15 protein-coding genes are annotated in these 17,293 nt (G+C 43.2%); 5 read left to right on the plus strand and 10 right to left on the minus strand.

What is annotated here, in order from left to right; all coding sequences use genetic code 11:
* Nucleotide 1 precedes the first annotated feature (1 nt).
* From ACXAH2_RS13200 to ACXAH2_RS13215, 4 genes are all read left to right on the plus strand, one after another.
* Complete coding sequence (locus ACXAH2_RS13200) at nucleotides 2-454, plus strand: YaiI/YqxD family protein (RefSeq protein WP_475079115.1); 453 nt, start codon at nucleotides 2-4, stop codon at nucleotides 452-454.
* 83 nt (nucleotides 455-537) lie between these two features.
* On the plus strand, nucleotides 538-1,827 hold the full coding sequence (locus ACXAH2_RS13205) for an NAD(P)/FAD-dependent oxidoreductase (protein WP_475079116.1): 1,290 nt from the start codon (nucleotides 538-540) through the stop codon (nucleotides 1,825-1,827).
* 163 nt (nucleotides 1,828-1,990) lie between these two features.
* Entirely contained in the window at nucleotides 1,991-2,443 is a 453-nt protein-coding gene (locus tag ACXAH2_RS13210; protein ID WP_475079118.1) for a MerR family DNA-binding protein, read from the plus strand.
* Nucleotides 2,427-4,976 carry a heavy metal translocating P-type ATPase gene (locus ACXAH2_RS13215; RefSeq protein WP_475079119.1) on the plus strand — a complete coding sequence of 850 codons (2,550 nt, stop codon included), beginning with the start codon at nucleotides 2,427-2,429 and terminating at the stop codon, nucleotides 4,974-4,976. The genes ACXAH2_RS13210 and ACXAH2_RS13215 overlap by 17 nt, the downstream gene beginning before the upstream one ends.
* A 111-nt stretch (nucleotides 4,977-5,087) precedes the next feature.
* Here ACXAH2_RS13215 and ACXAH2_RS13220 read toward each other — a convergent pair whose 3' ends face one another.
* From ACXAH2_RS13220 to sppA, 7 genes are all read right to left on the minus strand, one after another.
* Nucleotides 5,088-8,417, minus strand: coding sequence for a galactose oxidase-like domain-containing protein (locus ACXAH2_RS13220; protein WP_475079120.1), 3,330 nt, complete (start codon nucleotides 8,415-8,417; stop codon nucleotides 5,088-5,090).
* Nucleotides 8,418-9,172: 755 nt separating this feature from the next.
* Nucleotides 9,173-9,859, minus strand: coding sequence for a pyrimidine 5'-nucleotidase (gene yjjG, locus ACXAH2_RS13225; protein WP_475079121.1), 687 nt, complete (start codon nucleotides 9,857-9,859; stop codon nucleotides 9,173-9,175).
* 15 nt (nucleotides 9,860-9,874) lie between these two features.
* Nucleotides 9,875-10,429, minus strand: coding sequence for an inosine/xanthosine triphosphatase (gene yjjX / locus ACXAH2_RS13230; RefSeq protein WP_475079122.1), 555 nt, complete (start codon nucleotides 10,427-10,429; stop codon nucleotides 9,875-9,877).
* A 98-nt stretch (nucleotides 10,430-10,527) separates the two neighbouring features.
* Nucleotides 10,528-11,625 (minus strand): chorismate synthase, encoded by a 1,098-nt coding sequence (gene aroC, locus ACXAH2_RS13235; protein ID WP_475079123.1) that lies wholly within the window; start codon nucleotides 11,623-11,625, stop codon nucleotides 10,528-10,530.
* A gap of 3 nt (nucleotides 11,626-11,628) precedes the next feature.
* On the minus strand, nucleotides 11,629-12,543 hold the full coding sequence (prmB, locus tag ACXAH2_RS13240) for a 50S ribosomal protein L3 N(5)-glutamine methyltransferase (protein WP_475079124.1): 915 nt from the start codon (nucleotides 12,541-12,543) through the stop codon (nucleotides 11,629-11,631).
* 50 nt (nucleotides 12,544-12,593) lie between these two features.
* Nucleotides 12,594-13,364 (minus strand): DNA-binding protein, encoded by a 771-nt coding sequence (locus tag ACXAH2_RS13245; RefSeq protein WP_475079125.1) that lies wholly within the window; start codon nucleotides 13,362-13,364, stop codon nucleotides 12,594-12,596.
* Nucleotides 13,365-13,551: 187 nt separating this feature from the next.
* A complete protein-coding gene (gene sppA / locus ACXAH2_RS13250; RefSeq protein ID WP_475079126.1) occupies nucleotides 13,552-14,559 on the minus strand; it encodes a signal peptide peptidase SppA in 1,008 nt (335 codons plus the stop codon).
* A 79-nt stretch (nucleotides 14,560-14,638) separates the two neighbouring features.
* On the opposite strand from sppA, the gene ACXAH2_RS13255 reads away from it, so the two are divergent.
* Nucleotides 14,639-15,055 (plus strand): MaoC family dehydratase, encoded by a 417-nt coding sequence (locus tag ACXAH2_RS13255; protein WP_475079127.1) that lies wholly within the window; start codon nucleotides 14,639-14,641, stop codon nucleotides 15,053-15,055.
* A gap of 86 nt (nucleotides 15,056-15,141) precedes the next feature.
* Here ACXAH2_RS13255 and sdhD read toward each other — a convergent pair whose 3' ends face one another.
* The 3 genes from sdhD to adhP form a co-directional block, all read right to left on the minus strand.
* Nucleotides 15,142-15,486: a succinate dehydrogenase, hydrophobic membrane anchor protein gene (gene sdhD, locus ACXAH2_RS13260; RefSeq protein ID WP_475079129.1), complete on the minus strand. Its 345-nt coding sequence runs from the start codon at nucleotides 15,484-15,486 to the stop codon at nucleotides 15,142-15,144.
* The gene (gene sdhC / locus ACXAH2_RS13265; RefSeq protein ID WP_475079130.1) at nucleotides 15,477-15,857 is read right to left on the minus strand and encodes a succinate dehydrogenase, cytochrome b556 subunit; all 381 of its coding nucleotides are present in this window, start codon (nucleotides 15,855-15,857) and stop codon (nucleotides 15,477-15,479) included. The genes sdhD and sdhC overlap by 10 nt, the downstream gene beginning before the upstream one ends.
* Before the next feature lie 290 nt (nucleotides 15,858-16,147).
* Nucleotides 16,148-17,164 (minus strand): alcohol dehydrogenase AdhP, encoded by a 1,017-nt coding sequence (gene adhP, locus ACXAH2_RS13270; RefSeq protein ID WP_475079265.1) that lies wholly within the window; start codon nucleotides 17,162-17,164, stop codon nucleotides 16,148-16,150.
* Nucleotides 17,165-17,293 lie beyond the last annotated feature (129 nt).

Here is a 17,293-nt window from a genome sequence, read left to right on the forward strand (position 1 = left end):
TATGCGTTTATGGGTTGATGCGGATGCTTGTCCAAATGTCATTAAAAACATTCTGTTTCGTGCCGCTGAACGTGTCCAGATTCCTTGCATTCTTGTTGCTAACCAAGCCATTTCCATTCCACCTTCTAAATGGGTAGAGCGTCGTGTTGTGAGCTCTGGTTTTGATGTGGCAGATAATTACATAGTGGAAGAGGCGGCGGCCGAAGATATTGTTGTTACGGCAGACATACCACTGGCTTCTGAAATTATTGATAAAGGTGCTCTAGCAATTAACCCTAGAGGAGAACTTTACACCAAAGAAAATATTCGTCAGCGTTTAAATATGCGGGATTTCATGGAGCAAATGCGATCTTCTGGTGTACAGACTGGTGGTCCAGCCAGTTTCAGTCAACAAGATAGAATGGCATTTGCGAATACCCTGGATAAACTCTTGGTACAACGACTGAATCATTGATAATAAAACGACCTTAATGTTTTATCGGGAAAGGGTTTTGTGGAATCTTTTCCCGATAATTCAATGTTTATTAGGTGGCACATATGAAAAAGATTGTGGTGGTAGGTGGTGGTGCTGGCGGATTAGAGCTAGTTACCAAATTGGGCAAGGTGTTTGGAAAAAAACGCCAAGCCGAGGTGGTTCTGATTGATCGAAGCCAAACACATATTTGGAAACCCTTACTGCATGAGGTGGCGACAGGTTCATTAGACATCAACAATGATGGTTTAAATTACCGTGCCCATGCTGCTAAACACCACTATCAGTTCCAACTTGGTACCCTGATTAATGTTGAACCCAAAGAGCGATTATTAACGCTGGCAGCAATTGACGACGATAAAGGTCATCAGGTTCTACCGGAACGCAGTCTGAGTTACGACATCTTGGTTATGGCAGTGGGCAGCGTGAGTAACGACTTTGGTACCCCTGGTGTTGCCGAGCACTGTTATTTCTTAGATTCTCATCGACAAGCTGAACGTTTTCAGCAAGCCTTATTGCAACAGTTTTTACGTGTTCACCAAGAGGGCGGTGATTCTAAACTTAAACTTGCTATTGTTGGTGGTGGTGCCACGGGCGTTGAACTTTCAGCGGAACTTTTCCACGTGGCAGAATTGCTTAAATCTTACGGCATGCCAGAAATGTCTGGTAAGCGTGTGCAAGTTGAGTTAATTGAAGCTGGTGATCGAATATTGCCAGCTTTGCCAGATCGTATTGCTGGCTTGGCAGCCAAAGAACTTGCTAATTTGGGCGTTAAAATCAGCGAAAAAACGCGTGTGGTCCGCGCCTTTGATGGCGGTTTCCAAACAGCGGATGAAGACACTATTGAAGCCAATCTAATGATTTGGGCTGCGGGTGTAAAAGCGCCTGATTTTATTGCGCAAATTGAAGGTTTTGAAACCACAAGAAACAATCAGATTTTGGTAAAACCCAGTTTGCAAACGACAGAATTTGACAATGTTTATGTGATTGGTGATTGCTGCGCTTGCAAGCAAGCAGATGGCTCTTTTGTGCCACCACGTGCGCAATCCGCTCATCAAATGGCATCCTTGGTATTCGATAACATTAAGTCATCCTTTTTAGGAGAAAGCCAAAAAGATTATGTCTACAAGGATTATGGTTCTCTGGTCAATCTAAGTCGCTACAGTACCGTGGGCAGTTTGATGGGCAACTTGAGCAGTCGCTCTATGTTTATCGAAGGCCGCTTAGCGCGTTTTGTGTATGTTTCTTTGTATCGATTGCATTTAATTGCCATTCACGGCTGGGTTAAAGCCACAGTGATTATGGCGGCTCAAAAAATTGGTAAGGTAGTAAAGCCTAAATTAAAGCTACATTAAGGTTTGCCATTACAAGCCCTAAGGGTGACTTTGAAATCCAACCGACTCGTAGAAATGCGAGTCGGTTTTTTTTTGTGTCAATATTTGACCTATGTGTAACTCATAGGTTTTATACTGTCAGTATCCATTATCCTTTTCAGCAAAAATGACAATAGGAGCTTGTATGCGCGTCATTGAGATAGCAAAGAAAGCTTTAGTCACACCCGATACCGTTCGGCACTATACACGCTTAGGCCTAATCACAGCAGAGCGACATCCTGATAACCAATATCAGCTGTATAACAACACAGCTTTGCAAAGACTGAAGTTTATTCGCCAAGCAACAGAACTGGGGTTTAGTCTTAGACAAGTCGAAGACATTTTACAGCAAGCCGATAATGGCGATTCTCCTTGTCCTACAGTACGCGATTTACTGCAGAAAAAGGTTCCTGAGACAAAGGCTAAAATCGCCCAGTTACAAGCTCATCTTGCCAAAATGGAAAGTGCTTTGTCTGCTTGGGAATCCATGCCTGATGGAATGCCGAACGGACATTCTATTTGTTGCTTAATAGAAGAGTGGGAAGACGTCTCTCAACATAAAAAGGTTTTGGAGGACGATCATGACAGTGACGCATAAAGATAAGGTATCTCTGTCTGTTTATGGTATGAGTTGCCAAGCTTGCGTTCAAAAAATCCGCGAACAGATTCAAGTAATGAGTCCAACAGCTGACGTAAATGGTGAGCCAAAAGCGAATCGATTAGAGGTTATATCAAATTTAAACTTGGGTAAAATTCAGCAAGCCGTTGAACAAGCCGGATTTGCTTTAAGTAAAAACACACTCAAACATGAAGCCAGCAGCTTGTTATTAAGTCATGACGCTGGAGTAGAAAAACAGAAAGCCGAAAGAGAAACAACACAGGCGACGGATTATCAAATTGCCATTTCAGGCATGACTTGCGCAGGTTGTGTGAATAGCGTCCAGTCAGCTTTAACAAAAGTGGTAGGGACACAAAATGTTGATGTCAACTTTGCCAGTCATCTTGCACAAGTACGAAGTTCTGCCTCTATTGAAGACTTATTAGAAGCCATTAGCGAAGCGGGTTATCAAGGTGAATTGGTGGCGGACGCTCAGCAAAACGCAGCACAAAAAATGGCAAAGGATGCCGAAGAATATCGTCACAAAATAACGTCATCCTTAATGGGACTTTCCCTTGGCATACCTCTTATGTTGTACGGTCTATTGGGTGGAAGTATGATGGTGAGCTCGCTCACTGATCAAATTGTGTGGGGTATTATTGGTATATTATGCGCTTTAGTCATGTATTTCGCGGGTAAGCACTATTTCATAAGCGCATGGAAAGCAGTTCGTTTGCATCAAGCCAATATGGATGTATTAATTGCCATTGGTACGGGCAGTGCCTGGTTATATTCCATGTTGGTAGTGCTGCTCCCAGACTTTTTACCTATCAATACTCGACATTTGTACTTTGAAGCGGCGGTAATGATCATTGGTTTAATTAACCTGGGTCAGGCGCTTGAGGTTAAAGCCAGAAGAAAAACCAATCAAGCGTTGCAGAAGTTATTAGATCTTGCCCCCAAACAAACCATTCTTGTTCGTGATGGTAAGGATGTTCCTGTGCGGGTTGAGCAGGTCAAGGTGGGTGATGTACTTAGATTGCGCTCAGGTGATGCCGTGCCTGTTGATGGTAAGGTAGTAGAAGGGCAGTCCTATTTAGATGAAGCCATGCTCACGGGAGAGTCTAATCCAGTTCACAAAGGCATTGGGGATCTAGTTAAGGCAGGTACCATCAATACCAATGGCAGTGTCTTGATTGACGTTGTTAAAACGGGTAAACAAACTCAGCTTGCAAAAACAGTCGACTTGGTGAGTCGCGCGCAAAACTCCAAGCCCCCCATTAGCCAGTTGGCCGATAAAGTGTCAGCGGTTTTTGTGCCAAGTGTTATCATCATCGCCATACTGACCGCGTTAGCATGGTACCACTTTGCAGATGCCCATGATTATTCCTATATGCTAGTAACGGCGGTTTCTGTGCTGATTATTGCTTGCCCATGCGCACTTGGTTTGGCAACGCCAATTTCAACCATGATAGGTGTCGGTAAAGCCGCAGAGGTTGGAGGACTGATTCGTAATGGTGACGCTTTGCAGGTGGCCAGCAAGCTGGATTGTTTAGTATTTGATAAAACCGGTACTCTCACACAAGGAAAACCCAGAGTCATAAAAGCAAACGTGCTAGATGAGCGTGCTCAAATTGGCTTTCTTCATGCCATGATTAACGCCCTTGAAAACAAAGTGAATCACCCTCTGTCTCAGGCGTTACTTGACTATATAGATCAAGAGGGCACTCATCAAAACTTGGGCAAGAATTCACTTGATGGCCTCCTATTAACAGAATATGAGAATTTGCCCGGCTTGGGTGTGCGTGGTCGATATCAAAATACCTGGTATTACCTTGGTAATGACAAGTTGTTGAATCAAATAGGGCTTTCAGTGCCTGCTTCTGTAAATACCATGGAGTCGGGGAGTCATGTTTATCTATTCACAAGAGACACATTGTTAAGCCACTACTTATTGCAAGATCCGCTTCAAGAAAGTGTTCCTAATGCATTGAAAAAACTAAAAAACATGGACATTAAATTGGTAATGCTGACCGGTGATCAAAAAATAAACGCCATGCAGGTTGCCACTCAATTAGCGCTGGATGAATATCATGCGGAATTGATGCCAGAAGATAAACTGGCACGGATTCAATCTCTTCAACGTCAGGGGTATATTGTCGGCATGATAGGTGATGGCATTAATGATGCGCCTGCACTGGCACAAGCAAATGTTGGCTTTGCTATGGGCGAGGGGACTGATGTTGCCATGGAAAGTGCGGACGTCACCTTATTGCATAACAACCTTAACGCTTTGGTAGACGTCATTTCTGTGAGTAAGGCAAGCATTCGCAATATTAAGCAAAACCTTTGGGGAGCGTTTGCCTATAACAGCTTAGGAATACCCATCGCTGCCGGAATGTTATATCCAATCACTGGCTGGTTACTTAGCCCAATTATTGCTGGAATCGCCATGTCTTTATCTTCGGTCACTGTGGTGATGAATGCCAACAGACTCAGACACATCATCAGAAAAGAATTAAAGAGAACATAAAAGAAAAAGCGCATAGTAGGTAAATAGAGGATTTCCTTCTCAATTGCGATGGCGTAATGCATTCCCTACTTGCATCGATTTGCAAGCAGGGAATACAAGACAATACTCGTTTTACAGGTTATCAAGTACTGTAATAAACAATACTTCTCCGTCTAGTGGCGTATCTGCAGTCCAATTTGACGCGCCAACAAGTTTGTTTACTCTCTCAACATTCTCAGGAAGCGTTGTTGCTTGATACTCTCCTATAATGTCTCCATTTTTGAACAGTTGCATCAGCCCATCTGAGGTAATTTGCGCAGTAAAGGTTGCGGTTTCGCCTAATATAAGTGTGTCAGGCACATCAAGGATGTGTTCTACGTTGTCTTTCCAGAAAGAAAACCGCAGTGTATTTCCCGAAAGAACTTGAGTAAGTAATATATTGTTGGTTGCAGGGCCGTCACCATAATCGAAAACCCGTTGCCATGCACCACCACCAAGGTCGTCAAAACGAACGGTTGCTTCGGCAAAAAAGACCAAATTATCCAATAGTGGAATACTGCCATTTTCATCCACAATGATGGAAATCAGTTCACCAATTAAGGGGGTTGTACTGACATTCCCAGTCGATGCAGATGACCCGACTAGTTTATTGGGTCTGTCTTCTCGAACAGGCGTTGTCGCCGCATCAAACTCGCCAATCAAGGCACTATTTTTATACAAAGACATGAGACCGTTGGTGTCAATTTGTGCTCTGTACGTGACTTGCTTGCCTTCTTCAATGCCTTCTAAAACATCAAGCTTATATTCTGTACCATCTTTCAAAAAAGAAAAGCGTAGGGTTGTCGTGTTGTTGACTTGAGAGAGCGTAATATTGTTTGTGGCGTCGTTGTTTCCATAATCGAAAACCCGCTGCCCTGTACCTGAGGCAATATCGTCAAAGCGAACGGTGGCTTCTGCAAAAAATGCTAAGCCTGTCGGGATTGGGTTACTGCCATTTTCATCAATTAAAATAGAGGTGACACCGCCAATTAACGGGGTATCCGCAACCCAATTAGATGATGCAATGAGTTTGTTTGTTCTGTCGACCTCATCAGGCCGTGTTGGTGCTTGTAAATTGCCGATTAACGCACCATTTTTAAACAGTTGTAGTTGTCCGTCTTGTGTGATTTGCGCAATAAAGGTTGCTGATTCGCCTTGCACAATGGTGCCAGGTATATCAAGAAAGTGTTCTACGTTGTCTTTCCAGAAAGAAAATCGCAGCGTATTCCCCGAAACAACTTGGGTAAGTAATATATTGTTGGTTGCAGGGCCGTCACCATAATCGAAAACCCGTTGCCATGCACCACCACCAAGGTTGTCGAAGTGAACGACCGCTTTCGCAAAAAAATCTAAGCCAGTTGGTACTGGTGTATAAGCAGAGTCGGGGTAATCAACATTACCGGTAAACACCAAGCTCGATACTTCACCAATTAGCGGGCTATCTTCCGGCCAATTAGAGTAACCTACTAGTTCAAGGTTTCTGTCAACGTCTAGCGGAACTATCCCTTGTATTGACCCAATAGGAATGCCGTTTTTAGCAACTGACATGAAACCAGTGTCGCTAACGCTAGCTGAAAATAGCGCGGTTTCACCTTCAATGATGGCATTTGGTACATTTAACGTAGCGAAAGTATCGCCATTGTGAATTTCAAACACTAAGGTATTGGTATTCTCAACTTGCCCTAGCAAAATATTGTTCACTGCTGGGCCGTTACCAAAATCAAAAATACGCTGCCAATTTCCGCCATCTAAATCGTCAAAGCGCGCTAAAGCATCGACGTTAAATGCACCATTAATGTTGGGCTGGTCTTTTCGTAAAGGCGTTGCTGCAGCAGAAAGTGACCCAAACCCATCAAAAAAGTCAGATGCCACGCCCACACCAATAGATGAATAGGTTGATGGGACACCAGCATTGTTAACAACGGCAAGCATCCAGTGACCTGGAATCATGATATTGGCATTAGGTAAATCTGCCACTATGGTGGTTGAATCGACGATTGAAAAATTTAGGCTAAGATAACGAGTGTCAGAATTGGTTGAATGCGTCACACCGCCCGAACGAACCGCACCAACACGGCTGATAACCGAGGAATCGTTTACTTCAATCGTTATCTGAGTACCGTTGTCGGCGACTTTGTCAATGGATTGAATGACTGGCAAAGTGGCAAGTGAGCCATTGCTTTCATAAAAAATATCGGGGGTAAAAAACTGCGCATTTAAGTTTTGTAGCGGGCCAGGCGCACCGCCTCCGCCTGAAATGATACGCCCGTCTTCAAGCTGAACAGCCGCTGAATGATAAAGACGAGCAACCTGCTCGGCTTCTAATGTGACAAGCTGATTCGTTTGGGGGATATAACGCAAGGCGTCATATTGCGCATTTGCCAAATCGACGGGGTCACTACCTTGGCCTGCAAAAGCCTGGTCGTAGTCCGTCCCACCGGTTATTACTATTGAGCCGTCTGCGAGAACATTCATGTTAGCCGCTGTGCGACCGTCGGGCATTTGTGCAACTTCGGTATAGGTTGGCGTGGTTGTTGAAAGGTCGACTGACCAAAGACCACCATCAATATCCACCATTAAGACTTTATCAACATCGTACATAATAGATGGATCCATCTTGTGGCTATCAAAAGGCAGGGTGCCAGCGTTCGTTAGGCTTCCTGTGCCGCTGGTATTCATGATGTACACGTCGTTACCATAAGCATCGATAACGACCACATCGCCATTAGAACGCTGGAACGCATGTGGATACCACCAGCCTTCATCCAGTGAGAAAGCGTCGTTTACATCTCCCAAATAGTCTGGAATACCTGCATTTGTTAACTCTCTAAACCCGCTTGATGAGTTCCAAACTTCAGGGATATAGCTACCGTTTTGTGCCAAGTCTCGACCGCCCAACACCAAAATTTCTCCATTAGACAGGGTGACAACGGTAGGGTACCAGCGAGCATACTCCATGGTCTGTGATGAAGCGGTTAAAGAAAATGTCTTTGGATCAAATATTGTCAGTGCGTTGACACCGTCGAGTGCATTACCTGGTCCAGATTTACGCGCATCACCACCAAAAATAAGTACTTTACCGGTTGTAGGATCAAGCGCGACATGAGAACAAAAGATGTCCGTAGGCAATGGATTGGGTAAAGTGAAGTGTATATCATTCTCTGGGTCATACACATCAAAAATGAAAGAGCCGCCTTGCATCCCATATTCATTCGTTCCGAATGACAGTACTTTTCCGTCAGGCAGGGTAAGCATGTGCAATGGAATTAGCGGCCAGCTTTTTAATTCCCCCCACTGTCCATCTCCTTCGGGGTCTAGGGTGGGGCTATTTTGTTGAGATATCGCGATGGATGATACTGTCATTAATGTTAAGAAACATAACGACCTAATGAAACTTTTATGTTTAGTTTTATTTCCTTTCATAAAATCTACTCCTCCATAAATATAAACTTATTTCTATTTATGTAATGATATTGTAAGCATTCCACAGAAAATTTATCAGAAGTGTATTTGAAGTTCAATTTTTAGAACTCATGATCGTAGAATTTAGACAAGTCATCAAAAAGGAAATAAAAGGTATTGAGCATGCTCATAAATCTATTTGGAATACTAATTATCGCTTTCGTTGTTTATTGGTTTTGGCTTGCCAAGAAGTAATGAGCCAATCCCTCGTTCAAGAATTACCTTTAGGTTTTCAAAAAAATTAAGGCGCTATGGATGACAGCATAGTCGCAAACATTCACTCGTTTTAACGCGCTATAAGACAACCAGCGTATTTTGTTTTGCTGTTAATAAGCACAGAGATAAATGCGGAGTAGTTTAAATAGCGCGTGAAACATCAGAAGAGTTAACACTCAGAAGACGGCAGACCAAGTCAGCATAACTTAATAAATCACTTAACTAATTGAAAAGGCTAAAGTACAACCAAAACTGTAAGTTATTTTCCTAATGCCTATTATTTCCGATAATAACATTTATCGGAAATAATAGGTGTGAAATCACGATCATTTAAAGTTCTATTCCTATCTCTTTGTTTGCCAGTTTTCTATTGCTTATACGAATTGCGATTAACAGCTTTCTCTTTATTCGTTGTGATCTAAATTGTTTAATCGAATTATATTCGTATCCTTTTTTATCTGTATCTCGATACATAGCTAAGCAATGTGATTCACTAATGACTAGTTAAATAACCAGGCGTTCAGCTCCATCAGACTGCCAACGGACTTAGTGGGGATAATGTCGCTAGTAAGGTTTGTGGATGTTTGCTTGTTATGATTTAACCAGCATGTGTCAATACCGTATTGGTTGCCTCCTAAAATGTCAGATTCTAATGTGTCTCCTACCATGAGTACTTGATGTTTGGCTGGCTGCCCCATCTTTTCAAAGGCATGATCAAAGATGATCGGACTGGGTTTAGCATGCCCTACTTGTTCTGAAATGATCAGGTGGTCAAAGAAATGCTGCATGTCTGTTCGTTCTAAACGTATGGTTTGCAGCTGGGTAAAGCCGTTCGTCATCATGGCCATTTTGATTCCAGCTTGCTGTAGTTGACTTACCAGTTCTTTAGCACCCGGTAGGGGTTTGCAGATATCTGCCATGGCATGAAGAAAGTTTTGATTTAGTTCGTGCGAGCTGATGCCGAGTCGGTTTGACCATTCATCAAAACGTTCTGTTTGAAGTTCTGTGGCGGTAATAGCGCCGTTTTGGTAGGCCACCCACAATGTTTTGTTGATTTTTTGGTAAGCTTCAAAGTCAGTGTGATCAAAATCGACTTGATGTTGTTTGAACATTTGTTTGAGGCCTGAAAAATTATCGAAATGAAATAAGGTCTCATCGGCATCAAAAATAACCCATCTGTACTTCATAATGGCTGGTTCCTATTACAGTGATGAAAAATGCTCTGGATGCAAAATGGGTGCTAGAGCTAATATTAACGCTTGGCTGTAGACACTTTCTCGCGTTGCAGCTTGGTTGGTAAATAAACCAATAGCACCGCCTTTTTGGCGAATGTTCACTGTGTTAAAGACGTCATCCATGATGGGGCCAAGTTCTTCATTTTGTTGTAATCTTTGATAAATAGCGGTTGGTAAGGGCAGATTTGCGGTGCGGCCAGTATGCAAGTTTCCTCGTTGATCCATAATCGCTACATAAGCAAAGGTTGCAGGCCCTTCTTGAAAGTCATCAACGCCGCCTTCCATAGCGACTGAAAATTGCCTGTTGGAATCAATGGGATGCTGATGGCAGTAGATGGCTCTATTTTGTGCGCCCAATCGTGTTTCTGCTTCTGTTAATGGCTGTTCTGCTACACCAGAGGGTGCCTTCATGCCTTCGCAATGAATAATGTGATTAGGAAAAATCTGTTCAAAAGCCCTTTTTGCTGCACTGACCTTTACTGGATTAGTGGAACCGACTTGTATACGAATAACGGATGACATAACGACACTCTCTTTCTGGATTCCCTGACTATAGTGTGGTGAATCAAATAAAAAAGCCGCAACATGCTGAAGCGGCTTTGTTTGGTATCAATTTGGTTTTAGACTTGCCCCTTTATGATTGGGGTTGGACAGCTTACATCGGCATTTTGCCCTCGGTGGCGTAGCAGGTGATCCATCAAGGTCAAAGCCAGCATGGCTTCAGCAATTGGAGTCGCGCGAATGCCGACACATGGGTCGTGACGGCCTTTGGTGATGACGTCAATTGAGTTGCCATCGCGGTCAATACTCTTGCCAGGCGTAGTGATGCTTGAAGTGGGTTTCAATGCAATGTTGACTAAAATGTCTTGTCCCGATGAGATGCCACCTAAAATGCCGCCCGCGTGATTGCTTAAAAAGCCTTCTGGTGTCATTTCATCTCGGTGTTCACTGCCTTTTTGTTCAACCACGTCAAAACCATCACCGATTTCAACACCTTTTACGGCATTAATGCCCATCATGGCTTTGGCGATGTCGGCATCTAAGCGGTCAAATACAGGCGCACCGAGTCCGGGTATAAGGTTGCGAGCAATGACGGTGATTTTGGCACCTACCGAATCCCCTGCACGACGCAACGCCGTCATGTATTCTTCGAGTTGTGGAATGGCGTCAGGATCTGGGCTGAAAAAGCTGTTGTCGTACACTTGCGATAGATCTTTGGTTTCCAGTTTAATGGGACCAAGTTGTGATAGGAAACCTTGAATTTCGATGCCAAACTGCTGTTTAAGATATTTTTTCGCGATGGCGCCAGCGGCTACTCGCATTGCGGTTTCTCTGGCCGATGAACGACCACCGCCACGGTAGTCACGAAAACCGTATTTCTGGTCGTAAGTGTAGTCCGCGTGGGCTGGGCGGAAAGTGTTGACAATGTTGCCATAATCTTTTGAGCGTTGATCGGTGTTCTCAATCAATAAGCCGATTGGTGTACCTGTTGTTTTGCCCTCAAACACGCCAGACAAAATTTTAACTTCATCAGGTTCACGACGTTGCGTAGTGTGCTTTGATGTGCCTGGTTTTCTCAAATCGAGATCGCGCTGTAGATCGGCTTCATTGATCTCAATACCTGGAGGACAGCCATCGACTATGGCGCCTAAGGCCATCCCATGACTTTCACCAAAAGTAGTGACTTTAAAAAGCGTGCCAAAAGTATTGCCGGACATAAATTAATTCTGCTCGTGTAATAGTTCGTTTAATTGTTCTTTGGTTAAGATAAATACGCCGTTGCCACCTTGCTCTAATTCAACCCACATAAAAGGCGTGTCAGGATAGGCTTCTTGTAGAGCGATTTCCGTGTTGCCAACTTCGTATACAAGAATACCATCATCCTTAAGGTAATGGGCCGCTTGGCCTAGGAATTTGTGAGTAAATTCCAAGCCATCCTCCCCAGAGGTAAGTGCCAATTGTGGCTCATTATGAAATTCTTGCGGTGCTGTATCAAAATCCATTTTGTCTACGTATGGAGGATTGCAAATGATCAATTCATATTGCTTGCCTTGTAAAGCAGCAAACATATCAGAATGAATGCTCTGTACCCTATCTTCTAGGTGATGGCGTTGTATATTTTTCTCAGCAATGTCGAGGGCGGCTTCGCTGATATCTGTTATATCAACCCTAGCATCTTCAAACACCAAGGATGCGGCAATGCCAAGGCAGCCTGAACCAGTGCACATGTCCAAAATGTTAAAGGGGTAATGCATCAACCAAGGTGAGAATTCGCATTCCAACAAAGACAAAATCGGTGATCGAGGAATCAAGGTGTCTTTGCTTACGTAAAATGGTAAGCCCATAAACCATGCCTCCCCCAGCAAGTATGGCAAGGGTTCACGATCATTAATGCGACGATGGACAAGTTTGATTATTTGCTTCTTTTCGTTTTGAGTGAGGGCGCAATCTAGCATGTCACGATCAAAATCTAATGGCAGTTTTAACACCCCCATGACCAATTGAACGGCTTCATCCCAAGGGTTATCTGTACCATGACCATAGAATAAATCGGCATTTTGAAAGCGCGTATAGGTCCAGCGGATAAAGTCTTTAATGTTAGATAAATCGCGAATGGCGGATTGTCTGCTGTTCATTAAGGTCTTGTTTACTCTTTAAATGATTTCGTGAGCGCACAGTATAACGATTATTGTTTGTTGTCTCCATGACTCTTCACAAGTTGCGTCATATCAAGCTGCAATTGATTAAGTTGCTGTTGCATTTTCTGCGCTTGTTGAATTTGATGGTCTCGCTGCTGAAGTTGTTTCTGAATGCTGTTAAGTTGTTCTGATTTTTCCTTTAATTGGTTTGTCAGCATCACAATATGATGGTCTTGTTTGGCTAAATTCAGTTCCTGTTGTGCATTATTGAGTCTTAAGTACTCATAATGCTGCTGTTTTTCTTCAATTTGATGCTTTAGTGTTTGATTATATTCCATGACTTCTTTCAGTCGCTGTTCGCTGTACATGAGTTTGTTTTCAAGCTGCTCTATGCCATTTCTTTGCTCAGTGAAGGCTTCTTTAAGTCGGGCGTTCTCTTCTTCTACCTTGACCACTTGCTGCATTAACGAAAGATGTTTTGAATCGATGGATTCGCGTTTCATCTTATGCGCTTCGTCCAAGCTATGTTGTTTTTCTGCTAAGAGTTGATTGAGTTGTTTTGCGCTATTACGCATAAATTGCTCAAAAGGTGATTTAAGAATATCACTGAGATCCTGTATGTCTGCTTTCTGTTGTTCCTCAAACATTTCGTGCCATTCGTTCATGGCTTTCAACAATGTGGTGTTAGAGCACTTTCTACCGTCTAAACGAAGAAAGTAATCGGCTAAGCGAGGTATGTTTGGATACTGTTTTTGTTCAATCAACTGCCAACAGGCCTGGTGTATTTCTTCGGGTGAGATATTGGGTTTTTTGGCCATGATAGAACCTAGCTTACACTTAAGATAAATAACGTAATAATTATATCATATTTATCTTAATAAGATGGAACGGCATACCAATTCATTGCAAGAATAGAAAATCGCTTACATAGTTTGACTTAAAGCTTATGGGATAGGCATAAAAAAAGCGCTCAATGGCGCTTTTGAAAGATAGGCTTTTAAGCCGCTACTGTATGTTCGCTTGTTTGAACGCTTGCAAAGCAAACTCTACACCTAATTCTTTAGCCAGTTCTTTAAGTGGCTCTTCTTTTGGCTCAAACAAGATGGGCTTAGCCTCAGGAAAACGCATCTCTAAAAGTTGATTGATGCTGGCCAACCCATCGATCAAACCAATTCTCTCAGCCTGCGAGCCGGTAAAGACCATACCGGAAAAAACATCGTCGGTTATGTGCAACTTATCGCCCCGCCCTGCTTTTACAGCGCGAATAAATTGCTGGTGAGTTTCGTTCAGCACAGATTGCCACTTTTGTTTCGCTTCATCCGTCATTGGGGTAAAGGGGTCAAGAAAGGCTTTGTTGCGACCTGCAGTAAAGACTCTGCGCTCTACGCCGATTTTGTCAAGTAATTCACTCGCTTCAAAGCCCGCTGAAATCACTCCGATTGATCCCACTAGACTGGCTTGGTTAGCATAAATTTCATCCGCCGCTGAGGCAATGTAATAGCCGCCTGAAGCCGCCATGTCACCTACCACCACTATGACAGGGATATCAGGGTACACAGCTTGTTTGTTACGAATGGCATCATAAATGATGCCTGAATGCACTGGGCTGCCTCCAGGGCTGTTTAGTTCTATCACTACACCTTGTAATTGCGGTGTACGAAACGCTTGGTCTAATAGAGACACCATTTCTGTTGACTCAATGTCCGATTCAGCACCAATGACACCTTGCATAGGAACAATGGCAACCGTATTTCCCTGTATGCCAATGTCATCCATATTGATACGAGAAAACCAAGTCACTAAGATGCTAACCAAAATTCCTAAACTGACAAAGCGAAAGAATATTTTCCAACGTCTTGCACGACGCTTTTCCGCAACATTTTCGGCCAGAGTTTCTTTCAGTAGAGTCCAAATTTCTTGGTTAGGGTTTATGTCTTGTGAAGATTCCATATCCAAAGGATTTCGCTTCGCGTTTTGTGCCGCCAGTTTATCCTCTTCTTCCGTCCAGCTCATTGATCGTCAACCTTAAATGTTTGTTATTTGGATGTCTGAAAGTGTAACATAGCGCAAATTTTGATAATAAGGATTCCCTATGAACAAAGCTTATACGCTTGAAGAATTAACCCTAGATCAAACTGTTGAACTGGTCAAAAAGGTTACTCAAGAAGACGTTAACCTGTTTGCGCAAGTTACTGGTGATACGAATCCGGTCCACCTGGATGCTGAATATGCCGCAACCACATCCTTTGGCCAACCCATTGCTCATGGCATGCTAACCGCTGGTTTCATTTCAGCAGCCATAGGCACACAGCTTCCAGGGCCTGGCTGCATTTATCTTGAGCAAAGCTTAAAGTTCCGCGCCCCAGTACTCATTGGACAAGAAGTTGTCACTAAGGTCACCGTGATTGATATCAATGAACGTCGCCGCCGCGTTACCCTTAAGACAGTATGCGAATGCGAAGGCAAAGTGGTTGTGTCAGGTGAAGCGACTATTATGATGCCTGCTTAATCATGCTTGGCAGCAGAAAAAAGGGGGGCTAGTTAACTAGCCCCCCTTTTTATAAGGTGTTTTTAATTCGTAACGTCAGCTATCTATTAGCTCCAGAGCAAATATAAGCCAGCCACAAGATAAACCAGGCTTACTAAGCGAACCAACAAATTAAAAAGCAAATTAATCAAAATGCCTTTAACGTAATCGGTACTGATTTGCCATCCTGCTAATACAGAGTTAAATGCCGCCATAATCAAGACTAGACTGGAGAACACTTTAAACCACATAGGTGCAAGTAATGCAGACAAATCAGCCAAACCTGTCGGCTGATGATTAACCAATAAAATGACACTAACAATAGCCCAGATGCAGATCAAAGCATTTGCTATGCGCTGAAAAAGCCATTCTTTTGTTCCGCTTCTTGCTTTGTCCGCAGCACTTATAGCCATACCCAAACTCCTGATAAAATGCTTAATAGAATACCAAGGCCGATCGCAACTCGGGCGATCATTAACCCACTTTCAAGCTCTTCAAAATGACCAAAGTCTTGAATAATGTGCTTCAGCGTTGCCATTATGTAGTAGCCAAACGCCGTCAATAAACCCCATACAATAAACTGACCAATAAAGTTTTCAGTAATAAACCCAAAGACAGCATCAAAATTATCATTTGATTGTAGAGAGAAATAGCCAGCAGCCAAGGTCATCCCCAAGCCCACCCAAATGATGACGGCTGAAATACGATGCAAAATAGAGGCTATTGCCGTAATGGGCAGACGTATGGTCTTTATGTCTAAGTTGACCGGTCGAGTTTTGCTCATTATTGAGCTCCTTTATCAATCAATACGCAGTTGGATACTTTGTTTCATGTCGACTTAAGGGTGGCAAATTTACGCTACACAAAGCCACACTAAGTAATGACATTGAAAAAACGTCCATATTCTAATACAAACTGACGCAGAACATGAGTGCTAAATGCATAGTATTGACCGAATTTAGCAATAATGCTCGGAATAGACGGCAAAAATGCCTACTAGAATGGAATAATCATCTTTATTTGGAAAGTTGAGTGCGCACCTTTGCGCGCCCAATATGACTTTACGCTGACAAATTAAGAATTGATGCTCATCACAATGCGCCCGGTAATCTCACCTTTTTCCATATCAGAAAAGATGTCATTTATGTCTTCCAAACGTTTTTCTTTTATGATGGCTTTCACCTTACCTCGGGCGGCAAATTCAAGACATTCTTCAAGGTCTTTGCGGGTCCCGACAATAGAGCCAACCACGCTGACGCCATTGAGGACAGTGTTGAATATGGGTAATGGCATTTCCTCTGGTGGCAATCCTACCAGAACGCACTTACCTCCACGTCTTACCACATCGTAACTTTGTCTAAAGCCCACTTTGCTCACGGCGGTACAAATACTGCCATGAACACCTCCTGTTAATTCATTAATTTCAACAACGACATTGTCGATTTTGAAGTCGTAAAATTTTTCTGCTCCCAACTTTTCTGCTAATTGTCGCTTGGCATCTCCCGTGTCGACCGCAACCACCCTAAATCCCATAGCTACAGCGTATTGAATGGCTAAATGCCCTAAGCCACCAATACCGAATATAGCAATCCAGTCACCGGGCTTGGCCTGCGATAGTTTTAATGCCTTATAGGTGGTTACTCCCGCGCAAAATAATGGCGCAGCTTCAAGATAGCTCAAACCGTCGGGAATCTTCACAACGTAATCGGCATGAGCAGCACAGTACTCGGCATAACTGCCGGCCACGGAATAGCCTGCATTTTGCTGTGACAAGCATAGGTTTTCATCTCCTGCTAAGCAGTATTCGCAATGACCACAAGCACTGTATAGCCAAGGAATACCAACACGATCACCTATGTTAAGATGTGTGACGCTGGCACCTAGTTCAACAATTTCACCAACGCCTTCGTGCCCTGGAATCAAAGGCAGTGTCGGCTTAACGGGCCAATCTCCATGACAAGCATGAAGATCTGTGTGGCATACCCCACAGGCATGGACTTTCACCAGCACTTGATGTGATTGAATCTCTGGTTTGGCTAATGTTTCAATGCTTAAATTGTCACCAAATTGATTTGCAACTGCCGCTTTCATCATCTTTCTCCTAAAAGTGATATCGACCATTAAGATTGTAGGCGATTAAAAAGACAATAAGTGCGACATAGATCAATATTTGATCAAGTATTGACAAGCTCAAATCATGCACAGAGTGCAAATTTTGAG

The organism is Marinomonas sp. ABL3_031 (assembly GCF_056161265.1).